We start from the raw sequence: 15,787 nt of genomic DNA on the forward strand, positions 1-15,787 counted from the left end.
AGAGACAACCCCTTTCTGAGAAAACTATTAGGCGGTAGCGAGGGTTTCGGAAACGTTGGCCAGGTAGTGCTCCACGTCCTGGGCCGCGGCGCAGCCCGAGCCGGCCGCGGTAATGGCCTGGCGGTAGGTGGAATCGATGACGTCGCCGGCGGCGAAGACACCTGGCAGCGAGGTCTTGGATGTGCGGCCTTCAACGGCGATGGTGCCCTCGGAAGTCAGCTGCAGCTGGTCCTTGACCAGATCCACGCGTGGGTCGTTGCCGATGGCCACGAAGATACCGGTGACGTCCACGGTGGATTCTTCACCGCTGGTGCGGTTCTTCACGACCAAGCCGTCGACCTTATCGGCACCGTTGATGCCGATGACTTCGGAGTCCCAGATGAATTCGATCTTCTCGTGGGCCAGGGCGCGGTCAGCCATGATCTTCGAAGCGCGTAGCTCGTTGCGGCGGTGCACGACGATGACCTTGGAGGCGAACTTGGTCAGGAACAGTGCTTCTTCCATGGCGGAGTCGCCACCGCCGATCACGGCGATGGTCTGGTCGCGGAAGAAGAACCCGTCGCAAGTGGCGCACCAGGAGACGCCATGGCCAGAGAGGCGCTTTTCATCCTGCAGGCCCAGCTCGCGGTAGGCGGAGCCGGTGGAGACGATGACAGCACGAGCACGGTAGATGGTGCCGTCAGCCAGGGACAGCGTCTTGATTTCGCCTTCGAGGTTCATTTCGGTGACGTCGTCGAAGAGGATCTCGGCGCCGAAGCGTTCGGCTTGCTTCTGCATGTTGTCCATCAGATCTGGGCCCATGATGCCCTCGGGGAAGCCTGGGAAGTTCTCCACGTCGGTGGTGTTCATCAGTTCGCCGCCGGCAGTGACTGAGCCGGCGATGACTAGTGGGTTCAGATTCGCACGGGCGGTGTAAACCGCGGCGGTGTAACCGGCCGGACCGGAGCCGACAATGATGACGTCGCGGATTTCGTCGTTCTGTGCTGAAGTCACGGGGGTAGAACCCTTTCGTTCTAATAATGCGAGGTGGATAGCAAGGTCTAACCTCACTATCCACCTCAACGCATTGCTTTCGTAAAAAATTCCGCTTCTATTACTTGGCGGAGAATTCACCGATCTGGAGACCGAATGGACGTGAATCATTGCCGCCGGATGCCTTGCGAGGCAGGTCGGTGATGTCCAGGAACACGTGGGTTCCTTCCATGTAGTCCTTGTCGTCGTCCTTGGCAGTTACCGATACCGAAGGACCGGAGAATGAACCCTTGGCTACCGACTTGGCATCGCCCAGGTCTTCGGATTCGCCGACGAGGATTTCGTAGTTGCCGCCGGTGCCGTTCAGGCCCTCGAGATTGACCTCGGAGATCTTGGACTTCTCGTCCAGTTCCAGGATGAAGACCATGTTGGAAGCGAAGCCGCCAAAATCAGCGGTGGTGTACGAGTACGTTGAGTAGGTGCTCGAGGCGTTGCCGTCGATCATCTGGCCCAGCTTGCCATCGGTTTCGGAGTTCAGCTGCTGATTGCCGGGAACCAGGCGGGATACGTCGTCGATCTTCGGAGCAGGCAAGGCGTCCTCAGTTGAGTCCTTTTCCTTCTCGGTCTCGGATGGCTTTTCCGGGGACTCCACGGCAGTTGGCTGCTCGCCATCGGCGGTGGTGTTCTTGTCCCCACCAAGGAAGTTGAAAGCGAACACGACTGCAACAATCAGCACGATGAGCAAGACGGCGCCAACCAGCAGGCGAGTTCCCTTGGAACCGCCTTCTTCCTCTTCCACTTCGCCGACCTGGGGGTCCTGGGCAGGAGCATTCTTGGCAGCTGCGGGGAAGGTCGAGGCTTTCGGAGCAGCGGCAGCGGCGGCACCCGCAGCGGCGCCTGCGCCGGCTACGGCTCCAGCTGCTGCAGCCTTCTTCTTTGCCGGCTTCTCGTCTTCCTCGGCAGGCTTCTGGGTAGGCTTGGCCGGCGTCTTGCCCTTGGACTGCGCAGCGGCAGCCAGGGCCGCGGTTGCGGTGACATTAGGCTCGTCTTCGTCTTCCAGGCGGGAGACCTTCGGCTTGTCTTCGGCCGCTGGCTTTTCAGCTGGCGCGACCGGGGTAGCCATGGTGGCGGGAACCTGCTCATTAGGCGCAGTCTGGTCGAACTGTTCTTCTTCAGGCTGTTCCTGGTTCTTCTTGCCGAACCGGTTCTTCAGTCCCGCGAAGCCACCAGCCAAGGCGGAACCGATCTTGCCCTGCTGCTCTGGTTCGTCTTCGTACTGCAGCTGGTCGTAGTACTCGTTGTCGTCCTCATAGGTCTCTGGGACGGCCTGGCGGGACTCGCCGAAGATCTCGGTGCCCAGGGTGTCGGTGAAGAACGGCTCAACATATGGAGCGTCGTCGGTTTCCAAAACCAGGTCCAGCAGGTCCGAGGAACGCGCGGTGTTGGCGACGAGGTAGGTCTGGTTGGCATCGGTGATGCCCAGATCCAGCACCTGAACGTTCGAAGCGCGCTCGCCCATGGCGATTTCGCGTGCGCTCGTTGCCAGCTGCGATGAATTCTCCACGGAAGCCACCATGATGCTGACCGAGCGGTTCAGTACCTGGTCTACGCCACCGAGTACCAAGTCTCCTTCAGCTGATGAAAGGACACTCTCGGTTACTTGGTAGCGACCGCTGAGGACAGAGCCGACATCGATTGGCTGCGACACGTGCATCTCCAAGGGGTTGATTTTGGTTCGGTGGCGGTCCACGGACCACCACCTGCCATGTTACCGGTCAGATCAAGCTATTTGGTGCCTATTTGCCCAGAATCACTAGCAAGTTTCAGCGGACCATCAGCGATTGAGTCCCGGGATTCTGCGAAGGATCGGACCCAGGAACGACTGGAGCTCCGGGACCTTGGTTTTGTACAGCAAGCCAATGAAGACGATGCCCATCACCAGCGCGACAATAGCCACCGAAACCAGGGCGCTGAATACGGAGTCGTAGGCGAATCCGAAGTTGAATCCACCCAGCAGCCAGAGCGCGATGCATCCAATGATGGAGGAGAGCGTAGCCATCCAACCGACTCGAATGTAGGTGTCGATGACAGAGGAAACACCGTAGTTGCCGTAGCGGCGCTTGATCAGATAGTGGGTGCCGATGCAGGTCAGCACGTTGGTCAAGCCGTAGATGAAGGCAATGGCGGCGGCGATATGCAGTGGATCGACCACGGCTGCAGCGGCGAACGCCAAGATCAATCCGAGCCCGGCGGTGGCCGACTGGATCAGCATCGGGGTGCGGGTATCTTCCTCTGCGTAGAAGACACGCAGCATGAAGAACTGCAAGGACTTGAACGGCAGCCCAAGCGCGGTGAGCACCAGCAGCTGCCCGAGAGCGCCCGCGGCCTGCGCAGCATTCTCGGAGTTGCCGGCAAAGAGCCTGCCTAGCGGTCCGGCCAGCACGATGAAGACCAGCGTGCAGAACACGATAGGGATTGCGGTGGAGCGCATGCCCTGATTGAGCAGCTTGCCAACATCCTTGCGGCGGTTCTCGGTAAATGCCCGGGCGAAGTCGTTGAACAGCACGGTGGCGACGGTCAGCGCGAACAGGGAGTGCGGCAGCACGGTGATCAACTGCGAGGTGTTCAAGGCGTACTCGCCGGCTACCGAGGCGGCCTGTTCGGGAGGCAGCTGCGCTCGAGCCGCGGTAGCTCCGGACACGATCTTGGAGTACACCAGCGAGGAGAGATTGCCGATCACCATGGCCGCCAGGGTCCAGATCGCCAGCTTGCCCACGTGGCGCAGTCCCATGCCGCGCCATTGGAAGTCCAGTGTCAGTTTCAGCCCGGTCTTCTTCAGTGGCCAGAACAGCGCCACCGACTGCAATACGATACCCAAGGTGGCACCGCCAGCCAGCCACATGGTCTTGACGCCGCTCCAATCCTGCATCGGGTCGCCCGAAGAGTAGGCGCCGAAAGTCAGGATGAAAGCGCCAATGACGATCAGCTGGATGATGTTGTTGACCGCAGGAGCCCACATGAATGCGGCAAAGCGGCCATTCGCGTTCAGCACCTGGCCCAGTACTGCGTAGAGCCCATAGAAGAAGATCTGCGGCAGCGACCAGTAGGCAAAGGCCGTTCCCAACGCGATCATCGGCTCGGTCCAGTTATTGGTGAGCACTGTGATCAATGGCCTGGCGCAGAGCGTGAGGATCAGAGTCAGGATACCCATGCCCACGACGGTCAGCGTCACCAATTTCGACGTGTACGCGGCGCCGCGGTCCTTCGCCTTGGAGGCCTTGATCAGCTGCGGGATCAGCACGACGTTGAAAATGCCGCCGGCCAGCAGCATGTAGATGATAGTCGGGATGATATTGGCTTTTTCAAAGATGTCAGCCACCGAGGTGACCGAACCAATGGCCATCGCCAGCAAGGCCGTGCGCACGAAGCCCAGCAAGCGGGAGACCATCGTGCCGGAGGCCATCAGGGCATAGATCCTGGAGCGCGAGCCAACAGGCTGAGCTGCCTGCTGCGGGGGAGGTCCGGCGACTACGTCCATGGCTCCGGTGTGTAGCTGATCGGAGCCCGCAGATGGATTAGGAACCTGAGACATGCTTTGTAAGGACCTCGCGTGCCAGATCAGCGATCCGGCGCTCATTAGGGAAGGACAGGCGCTTGCCCAGGGAACCGATGGGGACCCAGGCAACATCGACGGCTTCATGATCGGGATCATTCTCGATCGTCAGATGCCCGCCGGTAGCTTCCAGCAGGAAATGGTGCACGGTCTTGTGCACACGGTAATTCGTCACGGTGAACCAGTAGTCGACCGAACCCAGCGGGGCGAGGATGCGTCCGGCAATGCCGGTCTCTTCCTCGATTTCGCGGATAGCCGCTTCCTCATTGGTTTCCACGCCCTCCGGGTGGCCCTTGGGCAGGCACCATTCCAGCCGTCCGCCACGGTTGTACCGGGCAATGATGGCCACTGGGAAGGTGGGGTCGTTGAAGTCGATCACGATGCCGCCGGAAGAGACTTCTTCCACGGTCGGCAGGCTCGTGTGACCGCCAGTTGCCTGCGCGCGAGCCATTGACGCAGTCAATGGGGTGCGCTTTGGGGCAGACGGGATCGGTCGGTTCATGGAACCACTCTATCGAGAAAGTACCGTTCGCCGCCTGATCGACGTGGACAAGTAAGTTATCTCGCAGGCAAATCCGTCGGAATTTCAAGCATTCTTCCGGGATTTCTGGCACGCTTAAGTAACTATGCATGCACTTCCCTCGCCTGACGCACTGCGTCAAATCCTGCCCTCGGTTATTTTCGACTTGGCCGACCGTTTTGTTCGGGCGGGCCATGAATTGTCGCTGGTAGGTGGGCCGGTTCGGGATCTGTACTTGGGACGCGTATCCCCGGACCTCGATTTCACCACCAGCGCTCGCCCGGAAGAAACCATCAAGGTGATTTCCGGCTGGGCCGATAACGTTTGGGATGTGGGACGCGAGTTTGGAACTATTGCCTTCAAGAAGGGCGAACACACGCTAGAGGTCACGACCTACCGCGCTGATGCCTATGACAAGGAGTCGCGCAAGCCGATCGTTGCCTTCGGTGATAACCTGCACGACGATCTCTTCCGTCGGGACTTCACCATGAACTCGATGGCTCTGCGCTTGCCGCAGCTCGAGCTGGTGGATCCTTTCGACGGCGTAAGCTCGCTGGAAGACGGGTCCATCCGCACCCCTGGTGCACCTGATATCTCCTTCTCTGACGATCCGCTGCGCATGATGCGTGCTGCCCGTTTTGCTTCGCAGCTGAAGATCGAAGTCAGTCCAGAGGTGCGCGAAGCCATGAGCGGAATGACCGATCGGATCGACATCATTTCCTCCGAGCGGGTTCGCGATGAACTGGTCAAGCTGATCAACGGTGCAGACCCGCGCGCGGGAATCGACCTTCTGGTGGAAACTGGCCTGGCCGATAAGGTGCTGCCCGAAGTCTCGGCACTGCGTCTGGAAATTGACGAGCACCACCGGCACAAGGATGTCTACCAGCATTCGCTGACCGTGCTGGAACAAGCCATGGCGTTGGAAACCGACGAAGAGGGACCTGTTCCCGGCCCGAACTTCGTGTTGCGCTTCGCGGCGCTGATGCACGATATCGGAAAGCCGGCGACCCGCAAATTTGAACCAAGCGGCGCGGTATCCTTCCGCCACCATGACATGGTGGGTTCGAAGCTCGTCAAGGCGCGTATGCGCGCCCTGCGTTTCGACAAGGACACCACCAAGTCCGTAGCCCGACTAGTCGAGTTGCACATGCGCTTCTATGGCTACGGCGAGGCCGGCTGGACCGACTCGGCGGTGCGCCGTTACGTCACCGATGCTGGAGACCTGCTCGAGCATCTGCACCGCCTGACCCGTTCGGATGTCACCACCCGCAATCGCAAGAAGGCCGACCGCCTGGCTTTTGCCTACGACGACCTCGAGGCGCGCATCGCGCAGATTGCCGAGCAAGAAGAGCTCCAGTCAATCCGCCCGGATCTCGACGGCGAGCAGATCATGCACCTGTTGGGAATCAAGCCGAGCAAGGTCGTTGGCCGCGCATACAAGTTCCTCTTGGAACTGCGTTTGGACGAAGGTCCGCTCGGCGCGGAAATCGCCACTGAGCGCTTGCGCGCCTGGTGGAAAGAACAGCCTGAAGCCCAGGAATCGGCTACCGAGGGGTAACCTCTGACCTGAGCACCAAGGGAAAAGCACCTGAAATCCGCATGGCTTCGGGTGCTTTTGCCGTCCCCGGGAAAGTGCCTAAAGTTTCTGCGCAAATTTGTAGCGCATCGGGGTTAATCCATGTATGCTGAATACTGTGATTGGGAAGTCTCAATGAGACTTGCGGATCGAGAAAACTTTTCAAAGAGGCCCCATGGCATCCATGGCCGGCCGAGAGCAGATTTTAGGAGGTGGCGAAATGATTAATACCAATTGGTACACAGAGACTCATCGCGGAGCGCGATTTATTGGCGGCTCTCCCATGTCTCGTCTGTGCAAGCTCATTTCCCCAACCTCCGGACAAGCGGATTCCTAACTCACGGTAAATCCCGCATAAGTTCCTGAGGTTGCAGGTCAGTAATCGACTCTCACCCTTAGGAACTTTTTTCATGCCTAGTCCACTGTTCTCCTCATCCGCTCAACGGGCAGTTCGCACCTCGGAATTAATCTTCGCAGGACCAGAAAGCCTGAAAGCTCGCGCCATTTCAACCACGCGCCAAGATCTTCCCTCCCCTTCTACTTTGACCGAAGGGAGGGACAGCAAATGAAAAAGCGTCAAGACAAGCGCAAGTTCACCAACCTTGATAGCACCGAGTTCAACCGCCGCATGCGTCAGCGTGAGCTGAAGAACCACGTGCCACCAGAAATGTACCTTCGAATTCGCTAGGGCCGGCAACGCCATTACCGTTGCCAGCTGACAAGAATCCGAGGTACCCATGATGAACTCGCAAGGCATCGCCAAGAGGCCCGCCGGCCTGCCAGCCGGCGGGCTTCTCCGCATCCAGAGCACTTTCGAATACAGCAATGGCCAGGACCGAACGGTCCTGGCCATTGCCTTTCCGCTAACGCGGAGGGCTAGCGCTCGATGTCGCCGCGAATGAAGGCTTCCACCTTGTTGCGTGCAGTCTCATCGTCGTACTGCTCTGGTGGCGACTTCATGAAGTAGCTCGAAGCCGACAGGATCGGACCGCCGATGCCGCGGTCCAGGGCGATCTTCGCTGCGCGTACGGCATCGATGATCACGCCGGCCGAGTTTGGCGAGTCCCAAACTTCCAGCTTGTATTCCAGGTTGACCGGAGCATCGCCGAAGTTGCGGCCCTCGAGGCGGACGAAAGCCCACTTGCGGTCATCAAGCCATGCAACGTAGTCGCTTGGGCCGATGTGCACGTCGTCTTCGCCCAGGGCGGCGGAGGTGTTCGAGGTGACTGCCTGGGTCTTGGAGATCTTCTTGGACTCCAGGCGATCGCGCTCGAGCATGTTCTTGAAGTCCATGTTGCCGCCAACGTTCAGCTGGTAGGTGCGGTCCAGGACAACGCCGCGGTCTTCGAACAACTTGGCCATCACGCGGTGGGTGATGGTTGCGCCGATCTGGCTCTTGATGTCGTCGCCAACGATTGGCACACCGGCGTCAGTGAACTTCTGCGCCCACTCTGGGGTGCCGGCGATGAATACTGGCAGGGCATTGACGAATGCAACGCCTGCGTCGATGGCGCACTGTGCGTAGAACTTGGCGGCCTGCTCGGAACCAACTGGCAGGTAGCAAACCAGGACATCGACTTCGTTGTCCTTCAGGGATTGGACGATGTCAACTGGCTCGGCTGCAGACTCTTCGATGGTCTCGCGGTAGTACTTGCCCAGGCCATCCAAGGTGTGGCCGCGCTGAACGGTCACTCCGGTGGTTGGAACGTCGGCAATCTTGATGGTGTTGTTCTCGCTGGCCAAGATGGCTTCCGAGAGGTCGAGCCCGACTTTCTTGGCGTCGACATCGAAGGCGGCAACGAACTGAACGTCGCCCACGTGGTACTGGCCGAACTGCACATGCATGAGACCTGGAACCGTGGAATCAGCATCGGCGTTTCGGTAGTACTCAACACCTTGGATAAGGGAAGTGGCGCAGTTGCCTACGCCTACGATGGCAACGCGAATCGGGTTCGCCGACACATGAACTCCTTATTGAAATGTATAAAACCTTTGGGCAATAGGGCGCGCAAAAGCGCATTGCGCAAATTGACCCATAATGATCTTAAGTCTTAATGGAGCGCAAACATTCCCAATCGTGCCCGGTATCACCGAATAACTATCGCGGCGGCCTCTCTGGGCTAGCGAATCCGAGGTGATTATTCCACTGCCTCAGCGCAGATGCACCAATAACATGTAAAGCACCAAAGAGCTGGATACTCCTGACGGTGACGATGGATTCAGTCCATGAATTCATTTCATGAGCTAATGCTTAGTTGGTCATGACCAGGAGTTGGCGCCATTTCTGCGCGCTGGCCCGAAGCGGTGCCGCAACTTCACCAAAACCCTGACTAGCGGTGCAGGCAACGTGGTTCTGAGGCGGTGGCGCAAAGGCTGGCGGCGAATATGCGCCAGCATTTCCGGATCGGTGTGCAGCTTTCCAGCACGAGCTCGCTGCGCGAGAATTTCGAGGGACTGAACGAAACTGTGGTCCACCCTGTGGAAGTAGTTTTCCCGCAACCAGGCTTTGGTAGGTTCACCGAAGCTCAAGCCGGCGACGTCATCCAAGGTGCCGATGATGCCGGAGGCAACAAAGACCGTGTTGATCATCTGCGCGCTGACGCCGAAGTCGGAAAGGACCAGCGTTGGCAACCCGCGATCAATTGATTCCAAGGCAGCAGTCGAAGACACTGTCACCAAGGCGCTGCCTTCGGCCAATGCTTCACTCATCGATCCGGTATCGAAGCGAAGGCGCGACTCGGTCCCGATCCGCCGGTCGGACTGCAACTTTTCGAACAGCGAATCGTACGGGAACGCCTCGAGATGCGTTTGGGGCTCACCGGCCTTGGCGCGGAGCTTGACGATCACCTCAAGTTCGGGATTCATCTTGCTGGCCTGCTCGAGAGCCAGCAGGATCGACTCGCGTTCGCTCTCTTGGGCAGGTACCTTAGCTTGCGGCGCGAACACCAAGCGTTCGACCACCTGCTTTTGCGCTGGCGGGAATCCTGCCGAGTGCAAGAACGGGAGCTTGCTGACCATGATGGTCGGCTGGTGCCCTATCTGGCCTTCGATCATGAATGAGAAATCACGGGCTTCGGCATGCGAATGGCAAATGAACGCATCGCCGGCTCGACGATAGTTCCACCCCTTCTGCGTGGCGGGGAATGCCACGCCGGGCAGGGCGGAAATCAGTGCGGTGCACCGGCCATCAGTCGGTTCGGTGCGAAGCATGCGAGAGTAGATCTCGGCAACTACCGGCCCGGTGGCCGAAGCGAAAACAATGTCTTCATCTACGGTGTCGGCTTCTAATTGGGATACGGAAATCACCTGCAGGATATCCGGATCCAGATCCGTGCCATCAAAGGCGGCTGCGATCTGGTCGGCGGTCGGCATCACCGGGGTCCGCACCAAATACACCTTGCGATCCCATGAGGGACCTAGGCGGTTCAGGAAGCTCGTTGCCAGCTTCAGATAGGAATCCGAGTCGGCAATGGCAAGTATTGATGGCTTCATCGGCTGATTCACACCTTCAATGAACTGGATAGGTGCTCGCGCAACTCGGATGGGGTGCCAGGGGTCCACCAGCTGTCAATCACGGCTTGCGGATAGAGGCAGCGGGCATCAGGACCCAGCAACAGGCGCAGGGATGGAATCACCGTGGAAGGCAAGGCTCGGATCTCCTGGCCTGGTCGCAGGACACGCAAACGCATTTCAATGGGAACGGTGTGCTCCTTGAGCACCACCTGATCAATCCTCGAGATCTTCTCCAGCAATTCGGGAGTTTCACGGCGATGCGGGAAGTACGCAACCGGGCCTTCGGAAGCGATCTGCTCAATCCAGCGCAGATACGGCTGCTCAAAAATCAGCTCATCAGCCACCATCGCCGAACCGATCAGCAAGGTAGGTTCGGTGAACTGCTCGGCTACCGGCTGGGTAGCGAGCCATTCAAACTTGTGCTGCGCGAATTTGATCCCCAGATCAGCCATCTTCTGACGGGATGCCGGGTCGACATACAGCGCTGAAACGATCAGCAGGCGATCTTCACGGGCCAGCTGGCGCAAGCGATGCCAGGTCGCCAACCCCATGGCCACGCGTGCTGCGGAATTCCTGGTCCGGGCGCGCACCAACGGGGTGGGCTCATCGGAAATGAGCTGCTTGATCAGGGCCAGCGTAGCCATGCCGTCATCGATGATCACGATTTCCTTGGCCCGTACGCCTGCCAGCAGCGTGCGCTGGATCTTGCCCGAGTAGGCGTCGCCGGTGACATACCGATCGGCAGCGCCCTTGGGCTGCGGAGGCTTACGAGCGGCCGGTTCAAAATGAACCCCTGCAGGGGCATGATTCAGCATTGCCTGCGTCGTGGCTTCCAGGGGCATTCCCTGACGGGGGATGATCCGGATGTCCGTGCCCAGCAGCCCCGCTGCATGCGTTTCTACCGCCGAAAGCAGCTGCAGTGGCGACTCCACCCAAACGTGCGCGGTGCCGAAACGCGGGCGTGGCACCTCGTGGGTGTCATGTTGAGTCAGTTTCATCATGGTGAGGGTCATTTTGCCAGTCGGCTCAGGGATTTGGAAAGCGTGTCCAGCTGTTTGGAACCATTGCGCAGCACACGGCGCGAGGCCCCGCGGACTTTGGAAGGCAGCGAGCGGCGCGAGCTGATGTGCGCCCAACGTGGAGGCAGCTCGAGCCTGGTGATGCGCCGGCGCTTGAAATGAGCCGAGAACTCCGGGTAGTGCGCGGACAAGAAGGACTCGGCCTGCTCGCGCAGGTGAGGCAGTTGCGCGGCCTGCATGCAGTAGGCCACGGCAGCCAGCAGTTCGGTGAGGCGGTCGCTGCCGCCACCGTGCGCCGGAACCGGCACGTCCTGGACGAACAAGGCATGGATGATGGACAACGGGATGCGGTTGGAATTCTCGTAGGGAGCCAGCGCCTGGAGCAGTCTGCCGGTGCCCACTGCGTAGACCTCGGTATCCAGGATGTACTTGGCGGTGGCCAAGCCCGTGGAGAAGCAGGAGATCACCACGGCTGGACGTACCGCCGCGATGACGGTTTCCGCCAGATGATCGGTGCCGACCAACCGGAAATCCAGCCCCATGTCCCTGGCGGCTGCAGACAAGCGTGCCGCTGAGGTGGCGCTGGCCGATGGGTGCGCCTTGAACAGGACGGTGGAAATTTCCCGGCGGGCCACCTCGTTGAGCATCTCCAGATGCAGCTCGAATTCTTCCTCGGCATCCATCAGGCCCAAGGAACCCAGGTACTGGCCGAGGATCAGCGCACTGCCGGTTGGCAGATCGAATTCTGCCCCCTGGGCCAGTTCGCCGAAGATTGCAGCCAGGCCGCCGGTGGCCAAGACCTCGCGCCGCGGCTCGAGCTCTGCGAGCAGGTGAGGCTGCAGTCCTGGAACCAAGTCCACATGGATGGTGCCCATGACGCGCTGGCGAAGCGGCATTGGCAATCGATTACGGGTTGGGCCATAGGACATCAAGCCGTCGGAGTGGATCCACAGCTGGGCATCAAAGAAAATACGCGCCAGCGCACGCGCCGGATTGACCTGGATGGATTCCAGAACCAAGGTCAAGGGTTCATTGCCCAGATCCCAAGCGCTGCGCAGGAGGCGTTCGAAAATATGCAGCTCGTCCTCACGCGGGTTGAACTGTGCCGGGCGACGCGGGGAGGTCAGCGCAGCGAAATCCACCACGCGGTCAAAGCGGGCGGCAAGCTTCTCGAAGCCCGGGACTTCATCCAACGCAGTAGTCAGTTCCGGAACCTGCGAGCCGTTAGCCAAGACGAGAATTCGTTCATCTGCCTCGGGGAGCAGTCCTGCATCGGCCATCGCGGCCAGAGAAGCAAGCTGGAAATAGCTGCTGGCTTCAATCAGTGCGATCACTTGGCGGCCCCGATCTGACCTGGCTGGAGGAAGGAGAGAATATGGCGGCGACGGGCAACGTCCATCTCGAGGGCAACCTGGCGGGCCATCGGCGCATCAATAGTGGTGAATACCTGGCGCAGTTTCTGCTTCATCTCCAAGCGGACTTCCGGCGGGTAGTTCTTCGCGCGCTTCTCGTGGTGGCACACGATGGCGAAGAACTGCCGCATTGCCTTGGGCAGGTGGCGATCCGCGTCCGGGTGCAAGCGCACCTCGGTGAGGATCTGCGAGTAGGCCGGAATGAAGCCGAGCTGACGGTGATCGAAGACCTGGGTCAGCGAGCCGGGCAGGCCGCGGCGGTAGAACACCCCGGGGGAGGAAACGACGGAATAGCGCTCGGTGTTCAGATGCAGCTTCCATAGCCAGAGGCGGTCTTCGGCGCTGTGCAACTGCGCGTCGAAGTACATCAGTTCGCGGGCGCGCATCAGGTCGGTGCGGTACATGCCCGCCCACACGAAGGCGTAGTCCACCATGGACGGCGAATCGATAGGTTCAATGTCATCGGCCGGGTTCAGCGGCATGCCGCGCAACGCCTGCGGGGCGCGGTGGATGACGCGATTGGTGCCGGTGACACGCACATGATCGCAACGCACGAAGTCCACGTGCAGTTCGGTCAAGGATTCCGCCAGGGCTTCCAAATGCTCGGGGGAGTACCAGTCGTCGGGGTCGAGGAAGGTGAAGTATTCGCCGGTGACCTGTTCCAACCCGGCATTGCGGGCGGCAGAAACTCCGGCATTCTCAGGCAGCGAGATCAGGTTCAGGCCAGGCAATTGGTCTTGGTAGCTGCGAACCAGGGCAGCAGTCTGGTCATCGGAAGCGTCATCAACCACGAGCACTTCCAGCTCCCAGCGTCCCAGCTTCTGCCGGACCAGCGATGACAAGGCATCGCAAATATATGCTTCTTGGTTATAGGCGGGGATAACCACGGAAATGCGCCCGGGGATCAAACTCATCTGTGCTTCAAGGCCTTCCTCATGCAGACAAAAATAAACGGCGGTTGGACCCGTCGGTGAGTCCAACCGCCGGATACGTTGGCGTGCTTAGGCGTCGACGCGGCGCAGGCGCGAGAGCGGTGCCAGCTCGCCTGGGAAGACCTTCTTCACGCCGTCACCCATGGCCTGCTCCAGGATGCGGATGTCGCGGATCAGCGACTCGAAGCCCTTTGGCTCCAGCGACGAGGCCTGGTCCGAACCCCACATGGTGCGGTCCAGGGTGATGTGGCGCTCGACGGTCACTGCGCCCAGGGCAACAGCAGCCAGCGAGATCTGCAGGCCGCGCTCGTGGCCCGAGTAGCCCACTGGGACCTGGTAGCGGTCGCGCAGGGTCTCGATCATGCGCAGGTTGGCCTCTTCAGGAGGCAGCGGGTAGGTGGAGGTAGCGTGCATCATGACCAGGTTCGAGGTACCCAGGGTCTCGACGGCCTTGTCGATCTGCTCGATGGTGGACATGCCGGTGGACAGGATGATCGGCTTGCCGGTCTGTGCCAGGGCCTTGAGCAGCTCGATGTCGGTGACCGATGCGGAGGCGACCTTGTGGGTGACTGCACCCTGCTCTTCCATGAATTCGACCGATGGAACATCCCATGGCGAGGCGAAGGCGTGCAGGCCCTTGGAGGCTGCGTAGGAGATGAGTTCCTTGTACTGCGCCTGGTCGAACTCGACGCGGTAGCGGTAGTCCAGGTAGGTCATGTCGCCCCATGGGGTGGAGCGGATCTTGTCGCGCATGTCCATCGGGGTGGAGATGTCCGGGGTGCGCTTCTGGAACTTCACTGCGTTGGCACCGGCTTCAGCAGAGATATCGATCAGCTGCTTGGCGATCTCGATGTCGCCGTTGTGGTTGATGCCGATCTCGCCGATGACGTAGACCTGCTGGCCTGCGCCAACCTGGACGTCGCCGATAGCAACAGGCTTGATGTCAGTAGTCATGGAAGTCATGGGTATTGCCTTTCAGTGGGTGAAACTTGGAGAACTCTTGGTAGCGGTGCGTGCGGCGAGAACCAGTTCGGCTAGTTCCCGTACCGCTCCGTGCCCGCCCTTGCGGGTCAGTTTGTACCGTGCTGCCCGGTGCACATCTTCCTGGGCATCGGCCACGGTGATCGGCCAGCCGACCAATGCCATCGCGCCCAGATCGTTGATGTCGTTGCCCACGTAGGCAACACGAGCCGGATTGATGGATTCGTCAGCCAGCCAGCGGGCCAGGTATTCGGCCTTGTTGTCGATTCCGTGGGCCACTTCGACGTTCAGCTTGGCGGCGCGGGCGGCGACAACTGGGTTGATTTCCTTGGAGAGAATTAGGAACTTCACTCCGGCAGCCCGCAACCGGGCCACTCCCATTCCATCGGAGCGGGAGACGCGCACGGTTTCGGTTCCGTGCTCATCGACATACGCGGTGTCCGGGGTATGCACCCCGTCGAAATCCGTGATGACCGCGTCGACTTCGATCGGTTCCTGGGTGGCCGGAACGGCCAGCCCAGCGAGCAGCAGGTCTGCCTCGGTATCGATGTCGATGCCGTGCTCTGCCGGAACTTCGTGAACCCGGACCTTTCCGAAGAAACGGTGCCCTGCCTCGCGGAATCCCCGGGTATCCATCACGTAGAAGGCCCCGGTTTCGCGGAAGCGCGGTTCGCGATCCTGGCGACGCGGACGGTGCAGCTTGTCGTGGCCTACGGCGACCGCTTCGCCCTGCGGATCCAGGCCCCAATGGAAACCGTGGTCCGCTACAGCTGCGAAGCTGACGTCGGCGCGTTTCGAAGAAACCGCCGCAATGGCTGCGTCCAGATCCTCCGGATCGATGAACGGGCTGGTGCACTGGATGAACACGGTGATCTCTGGCTGAGATTCCGCATTCGCTAGCGCGTGGAGCAGAACTGACTCGCTGCTGGCCGTGTCGCCGGCGATATCTGCCGGTCGATCGATGACTCGCGCCCCGTAGCGAAGCGCTTCGGCCTTGATCTGCTCATGGTCGGTACTGACCACGACGTCGCTGACTGCCGCCGCGGATCTGGCTGATTCGATTGCGCGGCCCAGCAGCGATTTGCCGCCGATCTCACGCAGGTTCTTAAGCCGGATGCCCTTGGATCCTCCCCTGGCGGGGATGATCGCCATGGCATTTGGCTGGTTGGTTTTGCTCACGAGTAAGACGCTATGGGCACAAGTTAACTAAGAGGGGGCATCTGGGTTAACGCACGGTGAAGTGCCGGTG

Annotated in this window: 13 protein-coding genes; 2 read left to right on the plus strand and 11 right to left on the minus strand. The window is 60.1% G+C overall.

Going from position 1 to position 15,787, the window contains the following annotated elements; all coding sequences use genetic code 11:
• Nucleotides 1-27 precede the first annotated feature (27 nt).
• The 4 genes from trxB to ACIP6G_RS09595 form a co-directional block, all read right to left on the minus strand.
• A complete protein-coding gene (gene trxB / locus ACIP6G_RS09580) occupies nt 28-993 on the minus strand; it encodes a thioredoxin-disulfide reductase (RefSeq protein WP_400289714.1) in 966 nt (321 codons plus the stop codon).
• A 100-nt stretch (nt 994-1,093) separates the two neighbouring features.
• Nucleotides 1,094-2,680 (minus strand): hypothetical protein, encoded by a 1,587-nt coding sequence (locus ACIP6G_RS09585; protein ID WP_400289716.1) that lies wholly within the window; start codon nt 2,678-2,680, stop codon nt 1,094-1,096.
• A gap of 126 nt (nt 2,681-2,806) precedes the next feature.
• Entirely contained in the window at nt 2,807-4,510 is a 1,704-nt protein-coding gene (murJ, locus tag ACIP6G_RS09590; RefSeq protein WP_286134650.1) for a murein biosynthesis integral membrane protein MurJ, read from the minus strand.
• Between the two features lie 37 nt (nt 4,511-4,547).
• A complete protein-coding gene (locus ACIP6G_RS09595; RefSeq protein WP_105656609.1) occupies nt 4,548-5,087 on the minus strand; it encodes an NUDIX domain-containing protein in 540 nt (179 codons plus the stop codon).
• A gap of 124 nt (nt 5,088-5,211) precedes the next feature.
• Between ACIP6G_RS09595 and ACIP6G_RS09600 the strand changes: the two genes are divergently transcribed.
• Both ACIP6G_RS09600 and ACIP6G_RS09605 read left to right on the plus strand, forming a co-directional pair.
• A complete protein-coding gene (locus ACIP6G_RS09600; protein WP_105656608.1) occupies nt 5,212-6,663 on the plus strand; it encodes a CCA tRNA nucleotidyltransferase in 1,452 nt (483 codons plus the stop codon).
• A gap of 583 nt (nt 6,664-7,246) precedes the next feature.
• Entirely contained in the window at nt 7,247-7,369 is a 123-nt protein-coding gene (locus ACIP6G_RS09605) for a hypothetical protein (protein ID WP_255209577.1), read from the plus strand.
• A gap of 188 nt (nt 7,370-7,557) precedes the next feature.
• On the opposite strand, the gene ACIP6G_RS09610 is transcribed toward ACIP6G_RS09605, so the two are convergent.
• From ACIP6G_RS09610 to ACIP6G_RS09640, 7 genes are all read right to left on the minus strand, one after another.
• Entirely contained in the window at nt 7,558-8,643 is a 1,086-nt protein-coding gene (locus tag ACIP6G_RS09610) for an inositol-3-phosphate synthase (RefSeq protein ID WP_105656607.1), read from the minus strand.
• Between the two features lie 297 nt (nt 8,644-8,940).
• The gene (locus ACIP6G_RS09615; RefSeq protein WP_400289719.1) at nt 8,941-10,173 is read right to left on the minus strand and encodes a DUF6716 putative glycosyltransferase; all 1,233 of its coding nucleotides are present in this window, start codon (nt 10,171-10,173) and stop codon (nt 8,941-8,943) included.
• An 8-nt stretch (nt 10,174-10,181) separates the two neighbouring features.
• The gene (locus tag ACIP6G_RS09620; protein WP_105656605.1) at nt 10,182-11,207 is read right to left on the minus strand and encodes a hypothetical protein; all 1,026 of its coding nucleotides are present in this window, start codon (nt 11,205-11,207) and stop codon (nt 10,182-10,184) included.
• Complete coding sequence (locus tag ACIP6G_RS09625) at nt 11,204-12,547, minus strand: polysialyltransferase family glycosyltransferase (protein WP_105656604.1); 1,344 nt, start codon at nt 12,545-12,547, stop codon at nt 11,204-11,206. The genes ACIP6G_RS09620 and ACIP6G_RS09625 overlap by 4 nt, the downstream gene beginning before the upstream one ends.
• On the minus strand, nt 12,544-13,539 hold the full coding sequence (locus ACIP6G_RS09630) for a glycosyltransferase family 2 protein (protein ID WP_105656603.1): 996 nt from the start codon (nt 13,537-13,539) through the stop codon (nt 12,544-12,546). The genes ACIP6G_RS09625 and ACIP6G_RS09630 overlap by 4 nt, the downstream gene beginning before the upstream one ends.
• 87 nt (nt 13,540-13,626) lie before the next feature.
• Nucleotides 13,627-14,520: an N-acetylneuraminate synthase family protein gene (locus tag ACIP6G_RS09635; protein ID WP_105656602.1), complete on the minus strand. Its 894-nt coding sequence runs from the start codon at nt 14,518-14,520 to the stop codon at nt 13,627-13,629.
• Nucleotides 14,521-14,532: 12 nt separating this feature from the next.
• The gene (locus tag ACIP6G_RS09640) at nt 14,533-15,717 is read right to left on the minus strand and encodes a cytidylyltransferase domain-containing protein (RefSeq protein WP_400289722.1); all 1,185 of its coding nucleotides are present in this window, start codon (nt 15,715-15,717) and stop codon (nt 14,533-14,535) included.
• Nucleotides 15,718-15,787: the final 70 nt, after the last annotated feature.

It is taken from the genome of Glutamicibacter sp. NPDC088483 (assembly GCF_044753145.1).
Classification (GTDB): Bacteria; Actinomycetota; Actinomycetes; order Actinomycetales; family Micrococcaceae; genus Glutamicibacter.